Below are 21,077 nucleotides of genomic sequence, written 5' to 3'. Positions count from 1 at the left end.
TGAATCAATCATAACATCCTCTAATTAGGTGGCCAAAATCACTCTACCACTACACATGCTGGGACTCCATAAATTTAATGGTAGAAAATGTACAGCACATAACAAGTTGCTGCACTTGGAAAAATTCCTCTCTGCGCTCCCAATTTACTGGCGAGCTCAGCGTTAAGTAGTAAGGAGAGCATTGTTTGTTCACATATTTAAGAAGTTTATTTTCCACCGATTTAATCATGGAGTTAAGTGAGCAAAAGCTGGTCATTCGCGGCTTCAAAGACGGAATTTTATATGAAGATGAGCCTATTATCGCAATTGAAGAAACAAATAAAGGTGAAGTTGTAAAAGCAATTGGTGCTAACGCAAAGTCAATGGCATCTAGTAATATTACAGTTTCAAACCCATTCAAACACTCTCGATCTTTTATTGGTGATTTCTATCTAGCTGAAAAAATACTTCAACATGGTGTTTATACAATCCACAAATCTTTTATTCGACCAGCACCAAGGGTTATTATGCATCAACTTGAAAAGGTTGAAGGCGGCTTAACTAACATCGAAGATCGGGTGTTAAGAGAACTTGCGTGTGGTGCAGGTGCAAGAGAAGTAATAATTTATACGGGTAGTAAAATCAACACTAAACTTGATACGTATGAATCTATAAAAGCTAGAGTATTAGCTACTTAAAAAACGCTTCAACTCTTGACTAAGTTCACGTTGGTGTTAGCTTTTTAGAGGTGGAATATCTGCGAAGGAGCTAACATGAGCGATTTAAAAAAATATGTAGCTAATAGAAAGATACATGAGCTCGCTTTTTCTGATGACTATGATGAAGGATATCAAGCATTTAAGTTTGGTGTGGTGTTAAAAGAAGCACGTAAACAAGCGGGCTTAACTCAACTTGATTTAGCTGAAAAGTTAGCAACGCAAAAAAGTGCCATTTCACGTATAGAAAACCACTCAGAAGATGCGAAACTCTCAACCTTAGAAAAATTTGCCGCTGCACTGGGCAAAAAACTCGAAATTAAACTGGTTTAAATGATTGTCCTGTCTGATATTCAAATTATAGATTTGCTTTTTAGGTGCACGTCAATTGGCATTTTACTGTCGAGCATTCTGCTCGTTTGGCGCGGTAGAACGGGTGGTAAGTCCAATACCGTTTGGCCGGTTATCAGTTGTTTAAGCTGCATTATCAGTTACATTTTGCTGACATCACCAATAGACGATGACCACTATGGTGGGGTACGCCACTTATTATTGTTAATGACAGACGCTAGCTGCTTTGCTGTTTTATGGCTTGCCAAAAGTTTGTTAAATCCAAAATTTACTTTGGCTAAATTAGACAAGCGGATATTCGTGCCGCTAGGGCTGTACCTACTTTGGTTGGTGTATCTATTTTTGGTATTAGGTGGCCGCAGCATAATGCATGATGTTAATCATGTTGTCGGCCTAGCCATATTCTTGTACGTTATTTATTTGTGTTTAAGTGAATATTTCGATGACTTAGATAACCAACGCAGAAACTATCGGCTGTTATTAACAGTTATATGTGTAAGTTACATGAGTGCGCTTAGTTTATTTGAATTAGTGTTTAACGAAGTACGCAACACTTGGCAATTCAGTCTTGTAAATAGCATAGGCGTTTTTGTTATTGCAGGGTTTTATTTATTCCAGAGAATGCAGCAGTGGCAACTTATCCCTGTGAGTGTACCTTCGCCAAGCCAAACGCAAAGTAGCAAAGTACTAAAACTGAACCAATTGATGGCTGAGGGAGCATTTTTGCAATCAAACTTGACTATAGGTGAGTTGGCAAGTCAGCTAGGCATGCCAGCCCATCAACTCAGACTGGTAATAAATAGTGAGTTAGGTTTCAGCAATTTTTCGAATTATTTAAATAGTTATCGAATTCCGTATGTTTGTGAGCAGCTAAAACAGCCAAGCAAAATGCAAACACCAGTTCTTACTTTGGCGCTTGAGGCAGGGTATGGCTCAATCGCCCCTTTCAACAGAGCGTTTAAACAGCAAATTGGTATGACCCCAACGCAATATCGTAATCAATTTTAAAATTGATCTGATTTTTTTATTATCGATTAGAAAATATATTTATTTTTCAAAAGAATAGCGCCAAAGCTAATTCCTTGGATATTGATATGAAAAATAAAATTATACTGAGCATTATTTTTTTGCTCGGTGTTTGCTGCTTTACTATTTGGCCTGTTTACCATGCTTTAATGTACAAAGGCTTGGTACCAATGTTGGGTAAACCTGATATTCCCCGCCCAATAAACCAGCCGCAGCAAAGCAAAATATTTAACCAAAGTTTTCAGCACTTGAGCAACAAAGCTATCGCCGTACTGCAAGCTCAAAGTGACGCGATTGCAGCGCCGGGTTATACCGCTGCTGTGGCGATTAATGGTGAAAAAATTTGGGGAGGCAGTTGTGGCTGGGCGAATATTGAGATGCAAATACCTATGACGCCACAAACACAGTTGCGGGTAGGGAGTACTTCAAAAGCCATTACATCGGTCGGATTAACACAGTTAGTTAAACAAGGTTTACTTGAGTTAGACGCGCCAATCAAAAATTATCTAGATGATTTACCGAACGCATCTTGAGCGAATATCACTGCTCGGCAACTTGCTTCGCATATGGCTGGCATCCCACACTACGGACAGAATAGCGAATTTCTAGGTATGATAGCTACGGTCAAAGCAGATGAACACTTTAATAATGTTGCAGATGCTCTGAGTTTATTTGATGACAGTGAACTATTGCATGAACCGGGTGAAAAATTTGCATACTCTAGTTTGGGGACTGTTTTACTGAGTGCGGTCATGCAAGCTGCCGCTGAACAAAATTATCAAAGCTATATGCATCAATATGTACTTTCGCCGCTTAATCTAACAAGCACCACTTATGAAACGCCACAACGAGAACTCCCATTAATAGCCAATTTTTATTGGCGAGATGAAAATGTAGCTAATTTTTACAAACCTTGGATGAAAGTTGATTTAAGTCATCGTTTAGCAGGTGGTGGTTGGGTTTCAACTTCGCAAGATCTAGTAATGCTAGGGCAAGCGTTTTTGAATGATCAATTTATTTATCCAGAAATACGCAATGAATTCTGGTCAGTGCAGAAGCTTAACAATGGCTTAGATAATCATCAAGGTTATGGCATTGGCTGGCGTGTGCATCCATTAGATTTGGGCCAAGGTTATGCAAAGCAAACATATATGCATCACGGTGGCGTGAGTGCAGGTGCACAAAGCTTCTTAATGGTGTTGCCAAAATACAAGATGTCGGTGGCTGTTAACACTAACGTTAAAACAAAAAAGTTTGGTGACTTTAGCAAGGTTGCTTTTGAACTAGCCCGTTTGTTTATTGACGAGTTAGATACAACGCAAAACTTCTAACTATAGGGGATTCTCAAATGGAACAACTGAAGAAAATTGTTGGTGTGATTTCAATGCTTGACTGATTTCTCATAGGTGGTAATTTTTTGAAGGAGAAACTCAGATTATATTCGTTAGAGTTGATATGAAGTCATGAAATACCAATGCCCCAACTGCCATAAAGCCATATTCAACCGCCGGATAAAAACGTGCGAGTTTTGCTGTGCAGTTTTGCCTGCCGAATTGCTGTTAAGTGCTGAAGATAAAAGGAAGTTAAATAGGCAATATCTTCAAGGGCAGGCCGATAACGCTAGACAGGAATTTGAGCCTATAGATAGGCCAGTTTTTGACGATTCTCCGTTTGATTCAACAATAGGGCTAGGTGACAAATTTATTGTGCTTCCTAGATCTTCAAGAAAATGTATTAAATGCCACTTAACCATTCCAAATGATGTGGCTGATTGCCCAACTTGTTTTGGAAAACCTGCTGAAGCAGTGCCAAAAGTGCGGGGTGAGTTTTATGCAAATTTATCGACGCATACAACTATTGGGAAGTGGTTTTGGCTGGTGGTTGTGGTATTTATTATGCTGTTGATTTTGGTGGTTTATTGATTAGGATTGAGTGAAGTGCGTATATTAATACATTTAGCCTTACTTAAAGGTAATTGAAAGCTAAGATATAGCAATATCTTAGCTAATTTGTTAAAACTATCAGCTGGTTGGTTTTCTTAAGGTTCGTATGAAAAACTTAGCTACGATCACGTCCTTAGTGTTTCTAGTTCCTATTCTCGGTAAGCAGTATTTACCTGAGTTTTTTTCACTTTGGTACATTCAATGGTTTGTTCTCGCGGCATTTATGTCCTTGAGCATTTTACTCCCTTTTGGGTTTGCAAAGTGCCTTCTTATTCCGAAATACAATCAACAGGCATTTTTGTTTCTTTTTCTGTTTTTACTTGTTTCTGCTTTAAATGCCTTTGGTATCAATGGCTTTGATTCCATACGTACTATATTGACTATTTCAAATAGTACTCAGGCTATTCCAAAGCAAGCTTCAATAGCAGCAGTTGAGCATGAAAAAGCTGATGTTAGAGAGGCTATGGCAAAGGCTATTTATATAGAACACGGGCTTCCGGTAGTTTACAAAGATACTTCTAACGAGCTTATTTTATACAAGCCCACAGCAATAGATGAGCAAAAATACAATGAAAGACATATCATTGTCGGAAAAGCTAAAACGCTCATAACACAAGTTACACAGCAAAAAAAAGAGGCTATGTATGCAGTGATATGGCTTCACGGTAGTTTCTTTGTAATCTTTCTAACCACTTTCATTTGGGGAAGACGGAAGTCAATTAACCAATCAACGCGGGATGAGGAGCCTAAAGGTTTTATATGAACGTAAAATTAACTGATATTGAATGGGCGGTTGAATTCGCTTCTGCTGGCTTTGGAGATAATGAGGCATATTTAGACACGCAAACTGGCGCTATTTACTACGTTGGTGACGCGGTTGAAGAACCAATTCCTGACGATTTGTTTGAAGACAGCAAGTATTTGGCTCTTCCCAATAAGCAAGATCTAGGTTTAGGCAAAAAGTTGGCGATTAATTTTGTTGCCGAAACGCTGCCGGATCACCTTGATAAAGCGTATGAAATTTTCAGCCGTAAAGGTGCCTATGCGAGATTTAAAGAATTTTTGAGCTCGGTGGACAAGCTAGATTTATGGTATTCGTACGAGGAGCAGTCTCTCAATCAAGCTATAAAAGACTGGTGTAATATCAATAATGTGAAAATTGACAGCGGCGCCTAATAATCAAATGTTGGAATTCGCCTTGGCTCAGTATCATTATTAAAATCAAAGTATAAAAAAACACCTTTGCTGCTTGCGCAACAAAGGTGTTTGGGTTTGTTGATTATCAAATCAAACAAAGTGACAGGGATTATACAAAGTTACAATTTAAAAGGTGTAGCGGGCGCCTACATTGTACCTTGGTGCCATCTGACGGATATCCAATAGCATGCGCTCGTGGCGCCCGTGGTCTCGTGTGTACTCGTCGGTAATATTGATACCCTCCACAAATACTTGTAACTGTTCGGTTACGTCGTAGCTAAAATTGATATCAACTTGGCCAAATGCTTCGGTATATCTTGGGTTGTTACGGCCATCAGTGTTGGCACTCGCCAAGAAAGTATCACGCCAGTTGTAGGCAATACGCAGCGACATTTTGTCGTTTTCGTAAAAACCAACTAAGTTAGCAGAATCACCAAAACCATCGATGGCAAATTGTGATGCTAAGTTGGAGTTATCAAAAGTTACGTCACCTTCGGTAATGGTTGCATTGGCGCTAATACCAAAGCCAGTCTCACCAAATACGTGTTGCACGGCTAATTCGTAGCCATACAAGTAGGCTTCTCTGTCAGAATTCGATGGGATTGAAATTCTAAAGTCGACCAATGGGTCGGCTAATTCACCTGCTTCAATCGGGACTATAGTAATAAAACCTTTATCATCAACAGTTACGCCTTCACTGTAGTTGTCTGCAATATATTGGCGTATAAGTAAGTTTGAAGTAAATCCTGCATCAAGCGCTGCTTGAACTCGCGGGCCAGCTCCTGGGTTGCGTAAACCAAAAGCAGATTCAATCTTAGAGCTTGTGCCTATGTAGTTTTTAACATCTTTACGGAAGAAACCTACAGCTGCATAACTTGCTTCGTCGTAATACCACTCAACCGCTAGATCAAAATTAGTGGACTCTAGTGGTAATAACGATGGGTTACCTTGGCCGCCTGAACCTTCAACTCTGGTGAGTTGTGAGCCTAAAGTTTTGCCACCTTGCATATCGCCGTACGATGGGCGGGCTATGGTTTTACCGTATGATGCTCTAACTTTCACATCGTCCATTGGCTCGATAGCAAAATCTATACTCGGCAACCAGTTATCATAGTTACCTGATTCTGAGGTAAAGGTTGAAATCGCTAGCCCTGATTCTGGATCTATGGCCGGCAGTAATGCAATTTCATTTTCACTTGCCCATTCTACACCTGAATATGCAGGCACTTTAGCTTTTGCAAAGGTATCTGTTGTTTCGTAGCGTACACCCATCAATACATTTGCTGGCATATCCATTACATCAAATACTAAGTTTGCTTGTACATATGCCGCTTGCGATTCTTCAATGGTAGTTCGGTCGGTCGTGAAGTTTTCACCACCACAAAAACGCGGGCCGCATGGCCATTCGTTTATATCGTCGGTTGAGAAGTTAGTTGCAACAAAATCAGCAACGGTTTCAAAATCCCAATCAATATAATGTGGCGCTAAATCTGGGTCAGCATGGCCTGGTATTTTGTCGTACGCGTCACCTAAAGATTTTTTTGTAAACCAATCGTCATCAAAGTCACTTGGTTCACCAACACCACCCCAGCTATTGCGAGTTGCGCTTGCGTATCTTTGTTGGTTTTCAACTGTAGTGTCGTTGATACCAAAGTCGATGCTTTCAACTATGCCGTCATCAAAAACAAATTTACCTTTAACTTGTAATTGTTCTATATCTGAACGCTCGTAGTTAGTACCAAAGTTACTACCGGCAGCTAAAATGTCCTCTGGCTCAAAACCATCGACGCCGTCAGGATAATCAAAATTCATTACTGGCATATCTTGGGTAAAGTCTGTGGTTTGGCGAATTCGCTGCTGCGAAATCATCGCCAATGTGCCCCATGAACCAAATATACTGTTAGGTTCGTGTTTAGCTGAAGAGTCGTGGTAATCAAGTTCTAACGCTAAATTTTGGTTTACTTGATATTTTAAGTTTAAGCCGACTGAGCTATTGGTGTTTTTAGTACCTGATTTTGAACGACCGGTATTAATACCTGTACCTTTAATTTCACCCACTTTAGCTTGTTTATAACCATCAGTATCTTGGTATTGCATTGGATAAACTACGCCGTTTTCATCTGGCTCAGACCAAATTAGCGTTGAATATTTGTAGTCGCGTGAGAACCAAGCCGACATATCGGTCAGTTCTCGATCTATGGTTTTTTCTGAGTAGGTGTAATCAAGGCGTGCGGTTAATGCATCAAAGGGTTTGTACTCTAAAACCAATTGGCCGTTAATACGTTCGCGATATGCTTCATTTAGCTGGTACACAATATTCTGCGGTACACCATAAATAAGCCCATCTTCTGGTTTATTTAATGTCGCACCTTCTGGCGCTACGTCAGGAAGTGCACCTGATATGGTATTGCCATTAGCGTCTACTTCAGCTCCTGGTTCGCCTGCACCTGCGCCTGATCTAAAAGTATGCCAGCCTGCATTTACAGAGGCGTTACTGTTACCACTGTGGCGTTCTTGGTATATGCCAACTAAAGCAACACCAAAAGTATCATCGGCAAAGGTGTCGCTATAAATACCGGAAATTTCCGGTGTCCACTTATCACCTTTTTTAGTTGAATCGTCATTAACTGCTTTTACGCCTAATGAGATTTTTTGTCCTGGATTTGCAAGTGGGCGAGGGGTAATAATATTAATTGTGCCACCCAAACCACCGGTTGGCATAAAAGCTTTACCGGTTTTATATACTTCAACGCCTGTTACGCTTTCAGATGCTAAATCTGAAAAGTCGAACGAGCGAGTAGGGGTTGGCATTTGACGGCCATTTAACAAAACTAAGTTTTGTGATGGACCCATACCACGTATGGTGACTTGGCTACCTTCACCGTCGCTACGGCTGATAGATACACCGGTAATACGTTGTAGCGACTCGGCTAAGTTGGTGTCTGGAAACTTGCCAATATCTTCTGCTGAGATCGCATCAACTATACCAAAGCTATCGCGTTTTACGTCCATAGAACGGATTAAACTGCCACGAATACCTTTTACATTGATAACTTCGACTTCTTGGTCGTTTTGCTCTGCTGCTAATTCTGCTGCCAGTGCTGTGTTAAAGCTGCCAGTTATCCCGGTTACTAATGCAGAAGCGCCAAGTATTAGGCTCATCTGTTTAGCTAACTGGGTTGGTCTAAATTTTCTGTTATGCATAATTTCACCCTAGTGTGTTCAATTATAGTAAGTACCCCGAGTTCAGGTTATATGTTTTTAAACTTCTCGTTACATTTTTGAAAAGTCTGAAGCGAGATTAAGTTACAAATAAAGTTAAATCGTTTTGTCGCCCTATAATTCGCATATTCGAACGTTCGAATTGCTTATGAGAACCTGTGGTGACTGGTGGTCATATTTGTCACCACTGGTTCTATCGGCGCTTAAAGAAACTTTAGTTTGTTAGCCATTACTGACATTTAATCCCGGCTTGTGCGGCCGATTGCGGCACTAACCTAACTCGCGCAAAGGCTAATTGGTTTGCTTTGCTGCTAGATATTTCAAACGGTGCAACTGTGTTGCTAAAGTCTGCGCCTTGTTTTGCGAAACAACTTAAATCAACACTGATATCCGCCCATTGTTTTACTGTTTGTTGTTGCAATAAGCTGGTGATATCCACTTGCCCTTGGCAGCCTTCACCACAACTTACTGACAAATGCACAGGTGCTTGCACTGTTTGGTCAACCCGAATTTGCAGCTCTAAACTGGTTTGGGTATCAAGGTATGCAGATAAATCGTGTGGTTCACTCCAAGCTAAATAAGCTTTTGCTAAGCTGTTGCCTTGCCAAGTTAATAAGCGTGCATCTTCTTGCACGTTTTTATCCGTGGTTTTTAGATGTAGATTATCTGAGCCTTGAGTAGTGACTACGCTGGTGGCAACTGGTACTGCCCATAAGTTTTTGTCACCTAAGTACAATCCAAGATCGGCTTGCGGTTGCGATTCAAACAAGGTTACTGCTTGGTTAAAGTCTTTTTCTAACGGAATTTCCGCTACTTCATTTAGGTTATCAGCTAGCGTGTCTTTGTCTTGATAAGTTAAACCATAACCATATGGGAAGAGTGGGTCGTAGTTTTTATCACCAAGATTCAACACAACTTGTGCATCAGATTTAGGCCACGAATACGAAAGTTTGCCTTTAAAGTCGAACTTTATCTTGCCTTGTTTATCTGTGAATAATACATCACTTACACCAACGCCTTCAGAGCCTGGTAACCATGCTGCAACAAAAGCGTCTGATGCATTCAGTTCTGCATTTACCCATAATGGACGGCCTGAGATAAATACCGAAACAACCGGAATGCCTTGAGATTTAAGTTTTTGCAGTAATTTAATATCGCGTTTATTGCCGCGTTGGTACTCAATGCCTTTAATATCGCCAACACCTTCGGCATATGGGTTTTCACCAAATACCACAATAGCCACATCTGGTTTTTGTTCGAATTGACCTTGTTCATTTAACTCAACTTGGCCACCAGCTTGTTCGACCGATTGTTTAATACCATCATAAATTGAAGTACCACCCGGGAAGTCGGCATTTACGTTGCCCGTACCTTGCCACGAGATAGTCCAACCGCCACTCTGTTTGCCAATATTGTCTGCGCCACTACCAGCAACCAATACTTTTTGTTTTGGGTTAAGTGGTAAAACATTGTTTTTGTTTTTCAGTAAAACCAGTGATTCACGTACAGCTTGGCGCGCTAAATCTCTGTGTTGCTTTGCGCCTAATAAAGCTTGTTCACCAGCAAAAGCTCTATTATTTGGTGATACACCATCAAATAAGCCTGCGCGCATTTTTACTCGTAAAATTCGACGAACTGCATCGTCAATTCTACTTAATGGAATTTCACCACTTTTCACTTGATTTACTGTGTTGTGGTACATGGCTTTCCATTCGTTTGGCACCATAATAATGTCGACACCGGCATTAATGGCTTGCGCACAGCTTGCATTGCTACAACCAGTTACTTGGCCATGGCCATCCCAATCACCCACAATTAAACCATCAAAGCCCATTTTCTCTTTGAGCACTTTGGTTAACATGCTGTGGTTGCCATGCATTTTTTCACCATGCCAGCTATTGAAAGAGGCCATTATGGTTTGCACACCTTCTTCTATTGCGCTGATATAACCTTGTGCATGTATGTCGATTAGCTCTTGCTCGCTGGCTAGATTATTGCCTTGGTCTATACCTAAATCTGTGCCACCATCACCCAAAAAGTGTTTTGCCGTGGCAATTACTTTGCCGTCAGCCATAAAGTTGCTATCTGCATGGCCTTGCATGCCGTTAACCATAGCGCGCGCGTATTCTTTGACGATTTTCGGATCTTCAGAATAACCTTCGTAAGTACGGCCCCATCTATCATCTCTAACAACAGCTACGGTTGGCGCAAATACCCAATCAATCCCTGTGACGCGAACTATTTTTGCCGTCGCATCACCAATTTTTTCCATCAAGTCAGGGTTGTTCATTGCACCCAAACCTATGTTGTGTGGATAGATAGTCGCGCCAATTACATTGTTATGGCCGTGTACTGCATCTGTGCCCCACATAGTTGGAATTGTGCTGCCATCTTGGCTGGCATCAATTGATGCGTTGTAAAGCTCGTCGGCTAAATCTACCCAGTCTTGCATGCTGGCGTATTTGTCATTATTTGGAAAAGCACCACCACCATTTAGGTAAGAACCAAAACCATATTTGCGCATGTCTGCTATATCAAATGCGCGAATTTCTGGTTGGATCATTTGTGCTACTTTTTGTTCAAGCGTCATGCTGGCAATAATTTGATTAATGCGTGCTTCTTGCACATCATCTTGTTTAATTTTACTACTGACCGCTGGCCATATATCTATATTGGCTTGACTGCTAACAACAGCACCTACTTTATCACTGTCGTTTGTTGATTCTGTATGTTGGCACCCACTTACTGTTAAGCTGGCTATTAAAGCCAAATACACGCTGTTCAGCTTATACTTTTTGATCACCTTTATTTCCTCGTCTGAATGGAGTCAGCTTAACTGTAAATAAAAGGTTAATCTGTTGCGTCTCAGTGGTTGAAAAATGACAAATTAGAACGTTTTGGGACTTAGTCGAACGTTCTGATTGGCGTAAAATGGGTCATGCAGACGTAAGTTGATACTCATTGTTATAGTTTTGTTACTAGCTTGGCGAAATCAACTTTGAGGTAAATATGCAATACGAAGCTAGGTTAGCAGTACCAAATTTTGTTTGGTTAATTGGCTGTATTTTTATGCTGGGTTTTGTTTTAACTTTTAGCATATTGCTGTTAATGGTGCAGTTACCAACTGATAGCTTGTCGCAAGGTAACCTGCTTTTTGCTTTTTTAGCGGTTATTTTGTTGGCTGTGGCTGGTGCCGGTAAGCTAATTTTGTTGAGCGGACAAAAATTTGCATTGATGAGTGCACTTTGGCTGATCCTGTTTAATCTGGTATTGGGTTTAGTGTTTGCGCCAATTGAACACTTTTGGTTGCAACTATTATTGCTTAGCTTATTGCTTGTGGCCGGTATTGTCAGTTTTATCGTAACCATTCCTGCGGTTGTGTTAACCGCTACCGATGACCTTGCCAGCGAGCGCGTATGTTTGTCCTATGCGTTTAAATATTTAGGTGCGACCTTTGCTTTGGTATTGTTAAGTTCTGTATTGGCTAAATCTCAGGTTTTGCAACCGCTCGACCCACTGCATTACAAAGTTATTTATACTGGTTTAACCTTAATTTTGGCTGCTTTTATGTTTTTGTTTAGCCAAAGCCAATCTGTGGATAAATCAGCCAATTGGCTGCAACAAAACAATTTACCTTTGGTAAAAATGTCACCTTGGTATTTAGCTATTTTAATAAGCGCTGCGTGGCAGGGGGCTTTAGTTAAATATTTGTCTAGCAGCAGTGAGGTGGCGTTTTTAAACGAGGTGACCCACGAGCTATTATCTTATTTAGCACTATACTCTGTTGGTTCGCTTATTGGTTTGTTTGCTGCGGCCATTGGGTTGAATTGGCTCAAAGCAAAAGTATTGATTCAATTTGCTTTATTGGCTACCGCGGTATTGTGTGCACTGCATTGGTCGCAGGTTGAGCTAAATAAGCACATTAGTTTGTTAGGCCTTATTTTAACCAGCTCTTGTTTGGTGCCGATATTTTTTGCCCAAGCTTTGGCCAATGCAAACAAACACTCAAACCAATTTATATATGTGGCTATGGGATTAAGTATCGCATTGGTTGTAGGCATTACTTTAGGATTTAACTTAGTCGCTAACAATTGATTTTACCTTAGGGTATGTTGTTAAATTGTTAACCTGAATGTATTTTGTTGAGTATCTATTAGAGTTGGCTGTTATCGATGGATAAAACCTTATTCAATTTGCACGATTTAATCCTATTGCTTAGCGCATTTGAGAGCTTAGCTATTGTTGCTTTTTTAGCTTTGAATAAAAGCACAAAAACCATAGCAAGCTTTTTATTAATTGGCTTTTTTACCATTCGCGCTAGCTTGTCGTTGCACGAACTTATTTTGTGGGGCAGTACTTTTAGATACTGGGTTTTAGACCTTTCGCCTAACATCTTTTTTATCTTTAATGTCTCTTATTTGTTAGACGCGCCCTTGTTGTATTTATACAGCCAAGCCAGTCTAAATAAAGATTTTAAATTGCAGCGCCAACATTTATTGCACCTTATTCCGGCAGTATTGTTTATTGGATTTTTAAGCTTAACTTTTTACAGCTTGCCGTTAGCAAGCAAAACAGAGCTGATAAAAAACTATACCTTTGCCGATTTTAACTTTGTCACAGCTGAGTTTGTCGCTAAATCAATTCGCCTTGGTTATATGCTGTGGCTGGTGGTGTTGTTAAAACGCTATTTTGCCCAGCAGCAACCGAGCTTTGTTATGCCAGTGTGGGTGTCGCCGCTCATTCAAGTGTATGCAGGAATTGTTGCTTGGGAGTGGTTATTAGGCTGTATTAAGGTTTATCACTCAATTTGGGGGCTAGATTATTACGATGTGGTCGAGATAATTGGTTTAACCGATTATTACCTAATATTTGCACTAACCAATGTGGCTATTTATTTAATGGTGACACATATGGCTAAAACTGAAGCGCATAAGCGTCGACAGCAAAGCCAAAAAGAGCCAATTAATATGGACTATGTGGGCAAACTCGAACAGGCAATGGAGCAAGACAAACTCTTCTTAAACCCCAATTTGTCGTTTGAACGTTTGGCAGAAAAGCTGGATATTCCAGTGAAAGATTTATCTGCAACCATTAACCGTCATTACCAAGTTAATTTTTACGAGTATATAAATCATTACCGCATTCAAGAAGCAAAACGCTTATTGGAAGATCCTAAACAAAGCCATCGCAGTATTACCGACATCTTTTACGACGCCGGTTTTAACAGTAAATCTGTTTACAATACTTTGTTTAAAAAGAAATTTAATATGACACCTAGCCAATTTCGCAAGAAATCTGCTGCAAGCGGGTAGCCATACAACTTGCTGTTGTTATGGCAACTCAAATATTAGTGCAGTGACATCTGTGTTGCTGCTATTGCTAAAGTTTAGGGTATTTTCGCCAATTACTTTAGCGCCATCACCTGCGGCTAAACTTATATCCTGCAGCTGCACGCTACCTTGCACTAGGTGAACGTATTGTTTTGTGCCTATTGTCGCGGCAAATTGATAGTTTTCACCAGTTGGCAATATAAGCTGATGCAATTTTGCATCTTGTGTTATTTGCAACGTGCCATTGTTGCCGTTCGGTGTAACAATTGTGGTTAAACCATATTGTTGACCAAAATCTTTTTGCTGATAACCGGGTTTATTGCCAAAAGTATTTGGCTCAATCCAAATTTGTAAAAAGCGTAAATCTTCAGTATTTGATGCATTATATTCGCTGTGCAAAATGCCTTTACCGGCAGACATCAATTGAAACTCACCCGCAGGTAAAGTTTGCACATTGCCAGCACTGTCTTTGTGTTGAATACTGCCTTGTAAAACGTAACTTATGATTTCCATATCTTTATGACCATGTGTGTCAAAACCTGCTGCGGGTTTAACCACATCATCATTAATAACTCTTAGTGCTGAAAAGCCCATGTGTTTAGGGTCGTAATAGTGGCCAAACGAAAAAGTATGGCGGCTATCTAACCAGCCAAATGAAGCTCGGCCACGTTCGCTCGACTTTCGAACGGAAATCATAATAGTTTCTCCTAAATCAAGCTGGCGATTAAGCCAGCTTTTTCGCTAAAATTTGGTCAACTGCAGCTTTACCTGAGCCAGAAAGTGCTAACGATACACTTGCTGCTAATAAAGCTAACCCAAACTCATAACCATTGTTTGACATAAATAAGCCGTTGGCAAAATGCACTGAAAATATCGCAACAAGCATAGTAAAGGCGAGTGCAATGGCCGCAGGGCGAGTTAACAAACCGAGTAAAATAAATAAACCACCAAAAAACTCAGCACTACCGGCTAATAACGCCATTAAAAAGCCCGGTGCCAAACCGATAGATTCCATCCAACCGCCTGTGCCTTCTAAACCATAACCGCCAAACCAGCCAAATAATTTCTGTGCGCCATGTGCCATAAAAATAATGCCGACTGGTACACGTAGCGCTAAAGTTGAATAACCTGCGGTAGATGTTGATAATTTTTGAATTAATGCTTTCATTGTTTTATTCCTCAATATTTTTAAATTAACTGCTTGGGTTAATGAGTGACTAATCACTCGTTGAAATTAAGTATAGGTATGCTAACTTCAATAGAAAATCGGAACATTTTGAAGGGGTAGTTCAATTTTTTTGAATAAAGGAAATTATGTACCAAGCTATCACCATAGATGCACTTAGAGCACTCGACGCCATCGACAAAAAAGGCAGTTTTGCAGCGGCAGCTGAGTCTTTATACAAAGTGCCATCGGCATTAACTTACACTATTAAAAAACTTGAAGAGGATATTGGTGCACCTTTGTTTGATAGATCTAAACAAAGAGCTGTGTTAACACCTGCAGGTAAATTGGTACTGGAACATGGCCGGGAGATACTGCATGCCGCCAATAAAATGGTTGATGCCGTTGCCCAATTAGAATCGGGTTGGGAAAAACAATTGCGCATAGCGCGTGACACTGTGGTACCACAAGACAAACTTTTTCAGCTACTCGGCGAATTTACTCAATTGCCACAAGATGTTGATGTGTCTATAAGTGTCGAGTCTTTAGGCGGCGGTTGGGATGCGTTACATAGCAAACGCGCTGATATTGTAATAGGTGCATCTGGTGACTTACCCAAGGGGTTATTTCACACCTATAAAATGGCCGAAATAACCTTTATTTTTGCTGTGCCACCATCACACCCACTAGCCAAAATAGACGGGACAATAGAAGCAGAGCATTTACGCCAATACCCATCTATAGTGGTTGCCGACACATCACAATTATTACCGAGCAGAGACAGTGGGTTATTTAATAGCAAGCAGGTTATTCGGGTAAATAATATGGATGCCAAACTGCAAGCCCAGCTGCAAGGTATAGGTATTGGTTTTCTGCCATTACATTTCGCAAGGCCACATTTAGACAGCGGCGCATTAATCCAAAAGCCTTGCGCAATCCCACGAGGCAACCAAGCCTTATACATAGCTTGGAATAAAGGCCACGAAGGCAAAGCATTTGAATGGTTTATCGATAAATTGTGTAAGTTGGATTGGGAGATTTAGCGCTGGCTCTATGAGTTTACTCAAACTTAGAGCTATGACGGGAACTGAAGTTAATGATTTTGGTCAACTTATTGAGCAGGCATTTTTATCTAGTTTAACTAAGCTGAACCTCACAAGTTAGCTATTTTGATATGGAGTTTTTGTTTTGAAAAATATAATTACATTCCTGATATTAAGCTGTTTTTTATCCAGCTGCTGCAGGGTTTTAGAAACGACCAAACAAACTTTCCATAACAAAATGGCAGCGCCTGTTGGTCAGGCTTATATCTACGAAAAATCTAATTTAGATGGTACAAATCACGCGAGTATAGCTGTGTATTATCGCAAGCAAGGTGACATTGAAGCATTTAAGTGGCACAGCGGAAATCATGCGGGAACCATAGTTAAAGCAGTGATAGATCAAAACTCGAAAAACGTGCTTGAATTTGAGGTTTATCGCCTTAGTTTAAAAAATGGTTTAAAACGCCAAGCTATGTTGGATACCACAGCTAACGGTGATATTCGAGTAACCTTAGGTGAAAACGTGCAGATATTTAACGAAGTTCCAGTGAGCTGGCATAGTTATGATTTCGATTTTTCTAGCTTGAGTTACGCTTATCGCTTTTTAAATGAGCCTAAACAGACTTATAACTTCCATATTTTGGATTTAGACCTGAGCGAATCGCCACCACAAATGAAAAATTTTGGTTTAGTTAGTATGCGTTTTGAGAAGCAAGATGAGCTAGGTTTAAAATATTCTATTGATGGCGCTGGGTTGGATAATCGAGGGGGATATATTTGGTTTGATCCAACAGAGTTACATATGCTGGCGTTTGAAATTCAAAAGCCAGATGAACCCGGTTACGATTCAGGCAAAATGACCCTGAAACAAATTGTTCAATTAACCGATGAAAGTTGGGAAAAATTTAAGATGGATGCTATTTCTAGTACTCATTAGCCAGACCAAAATATAAATAAAGGAGATATAAATGGATAGATTATTAATTGGCATCGGTATCGTCTGGTAGCTCGTAATTGATATATATTGTAAAACTGCGGTTGGCGTGATTGGACACGCTCGTTTTTCGCCTGGTTCATTTGAACATTGCTATTAAGATAAGAAAACCATGTCAAAAAAAGCTTTAGTATTAACTGTTAGAACCATTTGCGTGATAATTGGCTATAGTTTCTTCGTATTTTACTCTACGCCAATCGATTATGTTTTTGGAATGCTATTTTTATCAATGGGAATGCAATTTCTAAGAAATCACAAGCTAAAAAGTAGTTGGGTTGTGTATAAGACTACGACTTATATTTCGCACTTTATTTTTGTTTTGTGTTTATTATTGCTTGTTTATGACGTGGATTTGTTCAAGCTGATCTTTTTCAATGGTAGTGTTCTCATATTACTCTGCGGATTCAGTCTCATCGACCTTTACGTAGAATTCAAAGCAGAACAGTTGGAGACATAAGCTTTTGGTGAACTTGCCGTTTTTAACCCAGCCCAATTGCTTTCATTGTTTGAGCAGAATTAATCGTCAAGCAAGGAAAAACTGACTGAGTCAAAAAATAAACAGAGTGACGATATTACTCATCACTCTGTTTATTTTTTTCAATTTCACCTAATACGTCGTATAACAAAGTGGATGCTTCAGGTGAAATCAACTTTTGATTGGCATATTGCACGCAAATATCAGACGACAATAATTCAGCTTGGCAGATACATTCAAGTTGGCTAATGGTAGAACCTTGGCTAACAAATGCAGCAATTGAATCGTAACTCATATATACACGTTTTGGATCTTCCAACGCGTCAATCAAAGCTTTTGGTAAGTTCCAGTGTTTGGCTATGGCTAATATCAGTTCACTGCCACGCTGGCGCATAATGGCTTTGATGAAAAAAGAATTAGGCTCAACATCTGCATTCACTACTTTGTAGGCATCTACCACTAATTGGAAAATAATCATCTTGCCGAGTTGATTAATTAATCCGGCCAAAAAAGCTAGGTTACCCGCTTGTGGGTTTAATTCTTCAGTCGCAAGTTGTTTTGAAAATAACGCTGATTGCTGCGCATGCTCCCACAAATTTTCACCAAACGACTGAAAATAACCCGCATCAGCAGGGTTAAAGCGTTTAATAAAACTCATTAATACACATTCTTTTATGCCATTGGCACCAAGTTGAACAAATGCGCTTTTTAAACCAGCTACAGGTTTTTCCGAGCGGCGAAACATGGGCGAATTGGCCAAAGCTAAAATCGCGGCTGAGACTGCAGGCTCCTGCTTTATCAGGTCTAGCAGTGTTTGGGTATTGAAGTCGTCATTATTCATCATGGAGAGCATAGTGGCGACTGAATGTGGCATTGCAGGCAATTCGTTGATAATTGTATCGGGCTGGACTAACAGTTGTTCAACTTGATTGTAGATGGTTTGTTCCATCTCAGTCATTTTTGATTGTGGTTCACTCGCGCCCAATAAATAATCGTAAAATGCGGTATCAACAGCGTGTTGCAGACTGTTGTCTACTAGTTGGCTGTTGTGATCTTTGGTTAAATCAAGCTGAGACGAAAAGCGAAAATTGTCGCTAGTTGAGCTTTGCGCAGGGGCTAACTCAGTAGATTGCTGCTGGGTTCGTTTGTTTGTGAAAATGTTTTTCAATAAGCGAATAAACATGGTGGCCTTAATATGCACGGAATTATCAAATCACTAGAATAAGTTACATCTAGTCTAATAAGCATGGCAGGCTTTTATGACATTTCAAATCACTTTGCTTATTGTTTTACTTCCATACAGGCTGTCAGCCTTGCAACATGGCAATAATTCTATGTATTACTGACACTTAGTCAAGATTCACTTAATTGATTAAGATTATTCAAATAAGTACTTTTGTAGTCTGTTGGTGTCATATTAAACCAACGTTTAAACGCACGGCGAAAATTAGCTAAATCGTTAAACCCAAGTTTGTTGGCGAGTTCTTCATTGGTGTAATTGGCAAATTGTAGCCAATGAATAATCTTTTCTTTTTGTTGGGCATCTTGAATGGCTAAAAAACGTGCTTTATGTTGCTTCAATTTGCGCTTTAAGCTGGCAGGACTCATGTCCAACAACTGCGCGACTTCTTCTAGCGTTAAACTGCGATTTGTTTGAATTATGCTGCGCATCTGCTGTAAAAAAGGCTGAGCGACAGGTGTTTGTGCTAAATGTTGTAGTGCTAGCTGTTGTTTTATTGGGCTGGTAAATCTAAAGCTTTGTTTAAGTTTAACTTTGTCCAAGCTAACCACATCTGCAAGCTGGTCAAAGGCCAAGTTAAAACCTAAGTTTTCTTCGTATTCTTGAATATACCTTGGGCGGCTATGTTTAAACTGATAGTGTATTTTTATTTTGCTGCTGGTTAAGTATTTTATACAGCTATTTAATGCGGTTAATGTCACTTCTAGCAGATAGATATATTGTTCTGAAGTTAGGCCTATTGCATCATAAAAATACAGGTGTATTTGTTGCTGACTTGTACGTAATTCACAACCAATAAACGGGTTGATTAAACTCTGGTAGCGGGCAAATACTTTAAATAAATCAGCTAAGTTAGCAGCGTGCTGTACTGCTTGAGAAAAAGCGCCGTATTGACCGGGCAATAAACGTTGGCCTAATAAAAAACTTGAGTCATAACCGGAGATATTTTGTTTGGCTTTGTCTAATAATTTTATAACTTGTTCTGGGCTGGTTAGTTGTTTTTCTGGTGCTGTTTCTGCGGTTAAGTCTTGTAAAAATATACCACTACCACGCAATATCTTTTCTGGGTTTACCCCACGAGATAAAGCTAGGTCGATAATGCTGGTCGGCAAATGTTGCAGTGGCAAACACTTGCTATCGGCATAAATTATTGGCGCTACAGCTTGCTTCATTTAGCTTATTTTTCCAAAGCTAAATTAACTTGGCGAATTGCTTGTTCAAGCTGCTGCTCAGGCTCTGACAATACCACGGCTGTAGCGATTTTATGGTAAACCGCTTTGTTATTGCCATTAGGTTTAAATGCTAGAGACTTAACCGCTTGTTGAATTTGTTCACATACTTCTTGCGCTTCGGCGAGCCCAGTATTTGGCATCACAATAATAAAACGATCACCAGCGTAGCGGCAGGCTAGATCAGCGGTACGTAAATTCATCACAATCAAATCAGCCACTTCGCGCAGCAGCCTGTCGCCATCTTGGGTTGAATAACTGCGGTTAAAGTCAGCAAAATTGCGAATATCTAACATAGCCAGTGCATAACTTTGTTGCTCGGCGATTAATTGGCTTAAATGGTCGCGCATATAGTCGGCACTATACAATTGGGTAATGTAATCTATTTGGCTATGCTCGCGGTAAAAGGCTTCGCGGCGGCTCAGTTGTTTGTGCAGTTTAAGTTGTTCGTGGTGCCATTGGTATAAACCCCAAGTCATTAATACCATACCAACTAGCGCGGGCAATGACTCTATCCAATACAACCAGAATTCTTTGCTTGGATAGCTGACAAATTCGTCGGTTAAATCGAGCAAGCTGGAGCATAAAAAGCAGGTTAGCCCAATCGACAATAAATAGGTCACTTTACCTGCTGGGCGACTGGCAAGCAGAAAAAACAACCACACAGCTGTCATAACAAATATGCCACCTTCACCTAATACATCTAACCAGTCGGTCGTTTGGCCACTTTTCAACTGGCCTTGAGTAAACACGGCAGTTAATAGTGCAGCAACTGTGATAAAAATTGCGGCAACAATTTTGTAGTGCCGTTTTAAAAATAAAAAATCCATAGCGAGTATTTAGTTTTGCTGAGCTTAAGTTATTTGCTGCAGAAACTAACTTAAACTGCTGTCAGTTAAAAGGGTCAATTTGGCTCAGCCAATTTAGCCCAAAGCCTGTTGTTTTTACTTGATTAGAACTGTTTTAATTAATGAGATATTTTAATTTGTTGATTTATATGGTTTTTATTTGGGGTGATATCAGGTCAAATTTACTAACAAAGGGTATTGTCAGCAGCTATCAGCGCGATTAATTGACCTATTGTCATAAAACATTCACAGCAAAGTTTGCCGAACACTTTTTAAATGCGCACAAATTGATTGTTTGATTCACTGTTTAATACATTTA

At 40.0% G+C, this 21,077-nt stretch carries 17 protein-coding genes and 1 pseudogene; 11 read left to right on the top strand and 7 right to left on the bottom strand.

Features of this window, described 5'->3' with window-relative positions:
• Positions 1-185 precede the first annotated feature (185 nt).
• From WSC_RS0119870 to WSC_RS0119835, 7 genes and pseudogenes are all read left to right on the top strand, one after another.
• The gene (locus WSC_RS0119870) at positions 186-677 is read left to right on the top strand and encodes a rod shape-determining protein (protein ID WP_026016968.1); all 492 of its coding nucleotides are present in this window, start codon (positions 186-188) and stop codon (positions 675-677) included.
• 75 nt (positions 678-752) lie between these two features.
• On the top strand, positions 753-1,028 hold the full coding sequence (locus WSC_RS0119865) for a helix-turn-helix domain-containing protein (RefSeq protein ID WP_016957713.1): 276 nt from the start codon (positions 753-755) through the stop codon (positions 1,026-1,028).
• Positions 1,029-2,054, top strand: a complete 1,026-nt coding sequence (locus tag WSC_RS24490; RefSeq protein ID WP_016957712.1) for a helix-turn-helix domain-containing protein — start codon at positions 1,029-1,031, stop codon at positions 2,052-2,054.
• An 86-nt stretch (positions 2,055-2,140) separates the two neighbouring features.
• Positions 2,141-3,403 (top strand): annotated as a pseudogene (locus WSC_RS0119850) (serine hydrolase domain-containing protein).
• A gap of 132 nt (positions 3,404-3,535) precedes the next feature.
• Positions 3,536-3,994, top strand: coding sequence for a hypothetical protein (locus WSC_RS0119845; protein WP_157447365.1), 459 nt, complete (start codon positions 3,536-3,538; stop codon positions 3,992-3,994).
• Positions 3,995-4,121: 127 nt separating this feature from the next.
• On the top strand, positions 4,122-4,778 hold the full coding sequence (locus WSC_RS0119840) for a hypothetical protein (protein ID WP_016957708.1): 657 nt from the start codon (positions 4,122-4,124) through the stop codon (positions 4,776-4,778).
• Positions 4,775-5,191 carry a UPF0158 family protein gene (locus WSC_RS0119835; protein ID WP_016957707.1) on the top strand — a complete coding sequence of 139 codons (417 nt, stop codon included), beginning with the start codon at positions 4,775-4,777 and terminating at the stop codon, positions 5,189-5,191. The genes WSC_RS0119840 and WSC_RS0119835 overlap by 4 nt, the downstream gene beginning before the upstream one ends.
• Before the next feature lie 147 nt (positions 5,192-5,338).
• On the opposite strand, the gene WSC_RS0119830 is transcribed toward WSC_RS0119835, so the two are convergent.
• The gene (locus WSC_RS0119830; RefSeq protein ID WP_016957706.1) at positions 5,339-8,416 is read right to left on the bottom strand and encodes a TonB-dependent receptor; all 3,078 of its coding nucleotides are present in this window, start codon (positions 8,414-8,416) and stop codon (positions 5,339-5,341) included.
• A 247-nt stretch (positions 8,417-8,663) separates the two neighbouring features.
• On the bottom strand, positions 8,664-11,234 hold the full coding sequence (locus WSC_RS0119825) for a glycoside hydrolase family 3 protein (protein ID WP_157447366.1): 2,571 nt from the start codon (positions 11,232-11,234) through the stop codon (positions 8,664-8,666).
• 209 nt (positions 11,235-11,443) lie between these two features.
• On the opposite strand from WSC_RS0119825, the gene WSC_RS0119820 reads away from it, so the two are divergent.
• Entirely contained in the window at positions 11,444-12,529 is a 1,086-nt protein-coding gene (locus WSC_RS0119820) for a hypothetical protein (protein ID WP_016957704.1), read from the top strand.
• A gap of 77 nt (positions 12,530-12,606) precedes the next feature.
• Positions 12,607-13,746 (top strand): helix-turn-helix domain-containing protein, encoded by a 1,140-nt coding sequence (locus WSC_RS0119815; RefSeq protein WP_016957703.1) that lies wholly within the window; start codon positions 12,607-12,609, stop codon positions 13,744-13,746.
• A gap of 18 nt (positions 13,747-13,764) precedes the next feature.
• On the opposite strand, the gene WSC_RS0119810 is transcribed toward WSC_RS0119815, so the two are convergent.
• Together WSC_RS0119810 and WSC_RS0119805 are read right to left on the bottom strand one after the other, a co-directional pair.
• Positions 13,765-14,460: a pirin family protein gene (locus WSC_RS0119810; RefSeq protein WP_016957702.1), complete on the bottom strand. Its 696-nt coding sequence runs from the start codon at positions 14,458-14,460 to the stop codon at positions 13,765-13,767.
• A gap of 28 nt (positions 14,461-14,488) precedes the next feature.
• Positions 14,489-14,932, bottom strand: a complete 444-nt coding sequence (locus WSC_RS0119805; RefSeq protein ID WP_016957701.1) for a DoxX family protein — start codon at positions 14,930-14,932, stop codon at positions 14,489-14,491.
• A 146-nt stretch (positions 14,933-15,078) separates the two neighbouring features.
• Between WSC_RS0119805 and WSC_RS0119800 the strand changes: the two genes are divergently transcribed.
• On the top strand, positions 15,079-15,972 hold the full coding sequence (locus WSC_RS0119800) for a LysR substrate-binding domain-containing protein (protein WP_016957700.1): 894 nt from the start codon (positions 15,079-15,081) through the stop codon (positions 15,970-15,972).
• A 145-nt stretch (positions 15,973-16,117) separates the two neighbouring features.
• Positions 16,118-16,909 carry a hypothetical protein gene (locus WSC_RS0119795; protein ID WP_157447364.1) on the top strand — a complete coding sequence of 264 codons (792 nt, stop codon included), beginning with the start codon at positions 16,118-16,120 and terminating at the stop codon, positions 16,907-16,909.
• Between the two features lie 629 nt (positions 16,910-17,538).
• Here WSC_RS0119795 and WSC_RS24485 read toward each other — a convergent pair.
• The 3 genes from WSC_RS24485 to WSC_RS0119775 form a co-directional block, all read right to left on the bottom strand.
• A complete protein-coding gene (locus WSC_RS24485; RefSeq protein WP_016957697.1) occupies positions 17,539-18,624 on the bottom strand; it encodes an HDOD domain-containing protein in 1,086 nt (361 codons plus the stop codon).
• 170 nt (positions 18,625-18,794) lie between these two features.
• The gene (locus WSC_RS0119780) at positions 18,795-19,853 is read right to left on the bottom strand and encodes a helix-turn-helix domain-containing protein (protein WP_016957696.1); all 1,059 of its coding nucleotides are present in this window, start codon (positions 19,851-19,853) and stop codon (positions 18,795-18,797) included.
• 5 nt (positions 19,854-19,858) lie between these two features.
• Positions 19,859-20,740, bottom strand: a complete 882-nt coding sequence (locus tag WSC_RS0119775) for a GGDEF domain-containing protein (protein ID WP_016957695.1) — start codon at positions 20,738-20,740, stop codon at positions 19,859-19,861.
• Positions 20,741-21,077 lie beyond the last annotated feature (337 nt).

The sequence above is a fragment of the Catenovulum agarivorans YM01 genome (assembly GCF_000281085.1).
Classification (GTDB): domain Bacteria; phylum Pseudomonadota; class Gammaproteobacteria; order Enterobacterales; family Alteromonadaceae; genus Catenovulum; species Catenovulum agarivorans.
The sequence above is the reverse complement of the archived record's forward strand: the minus strand, read 5'-3'. Positions and strand labels throughout refer to the sequence as shown.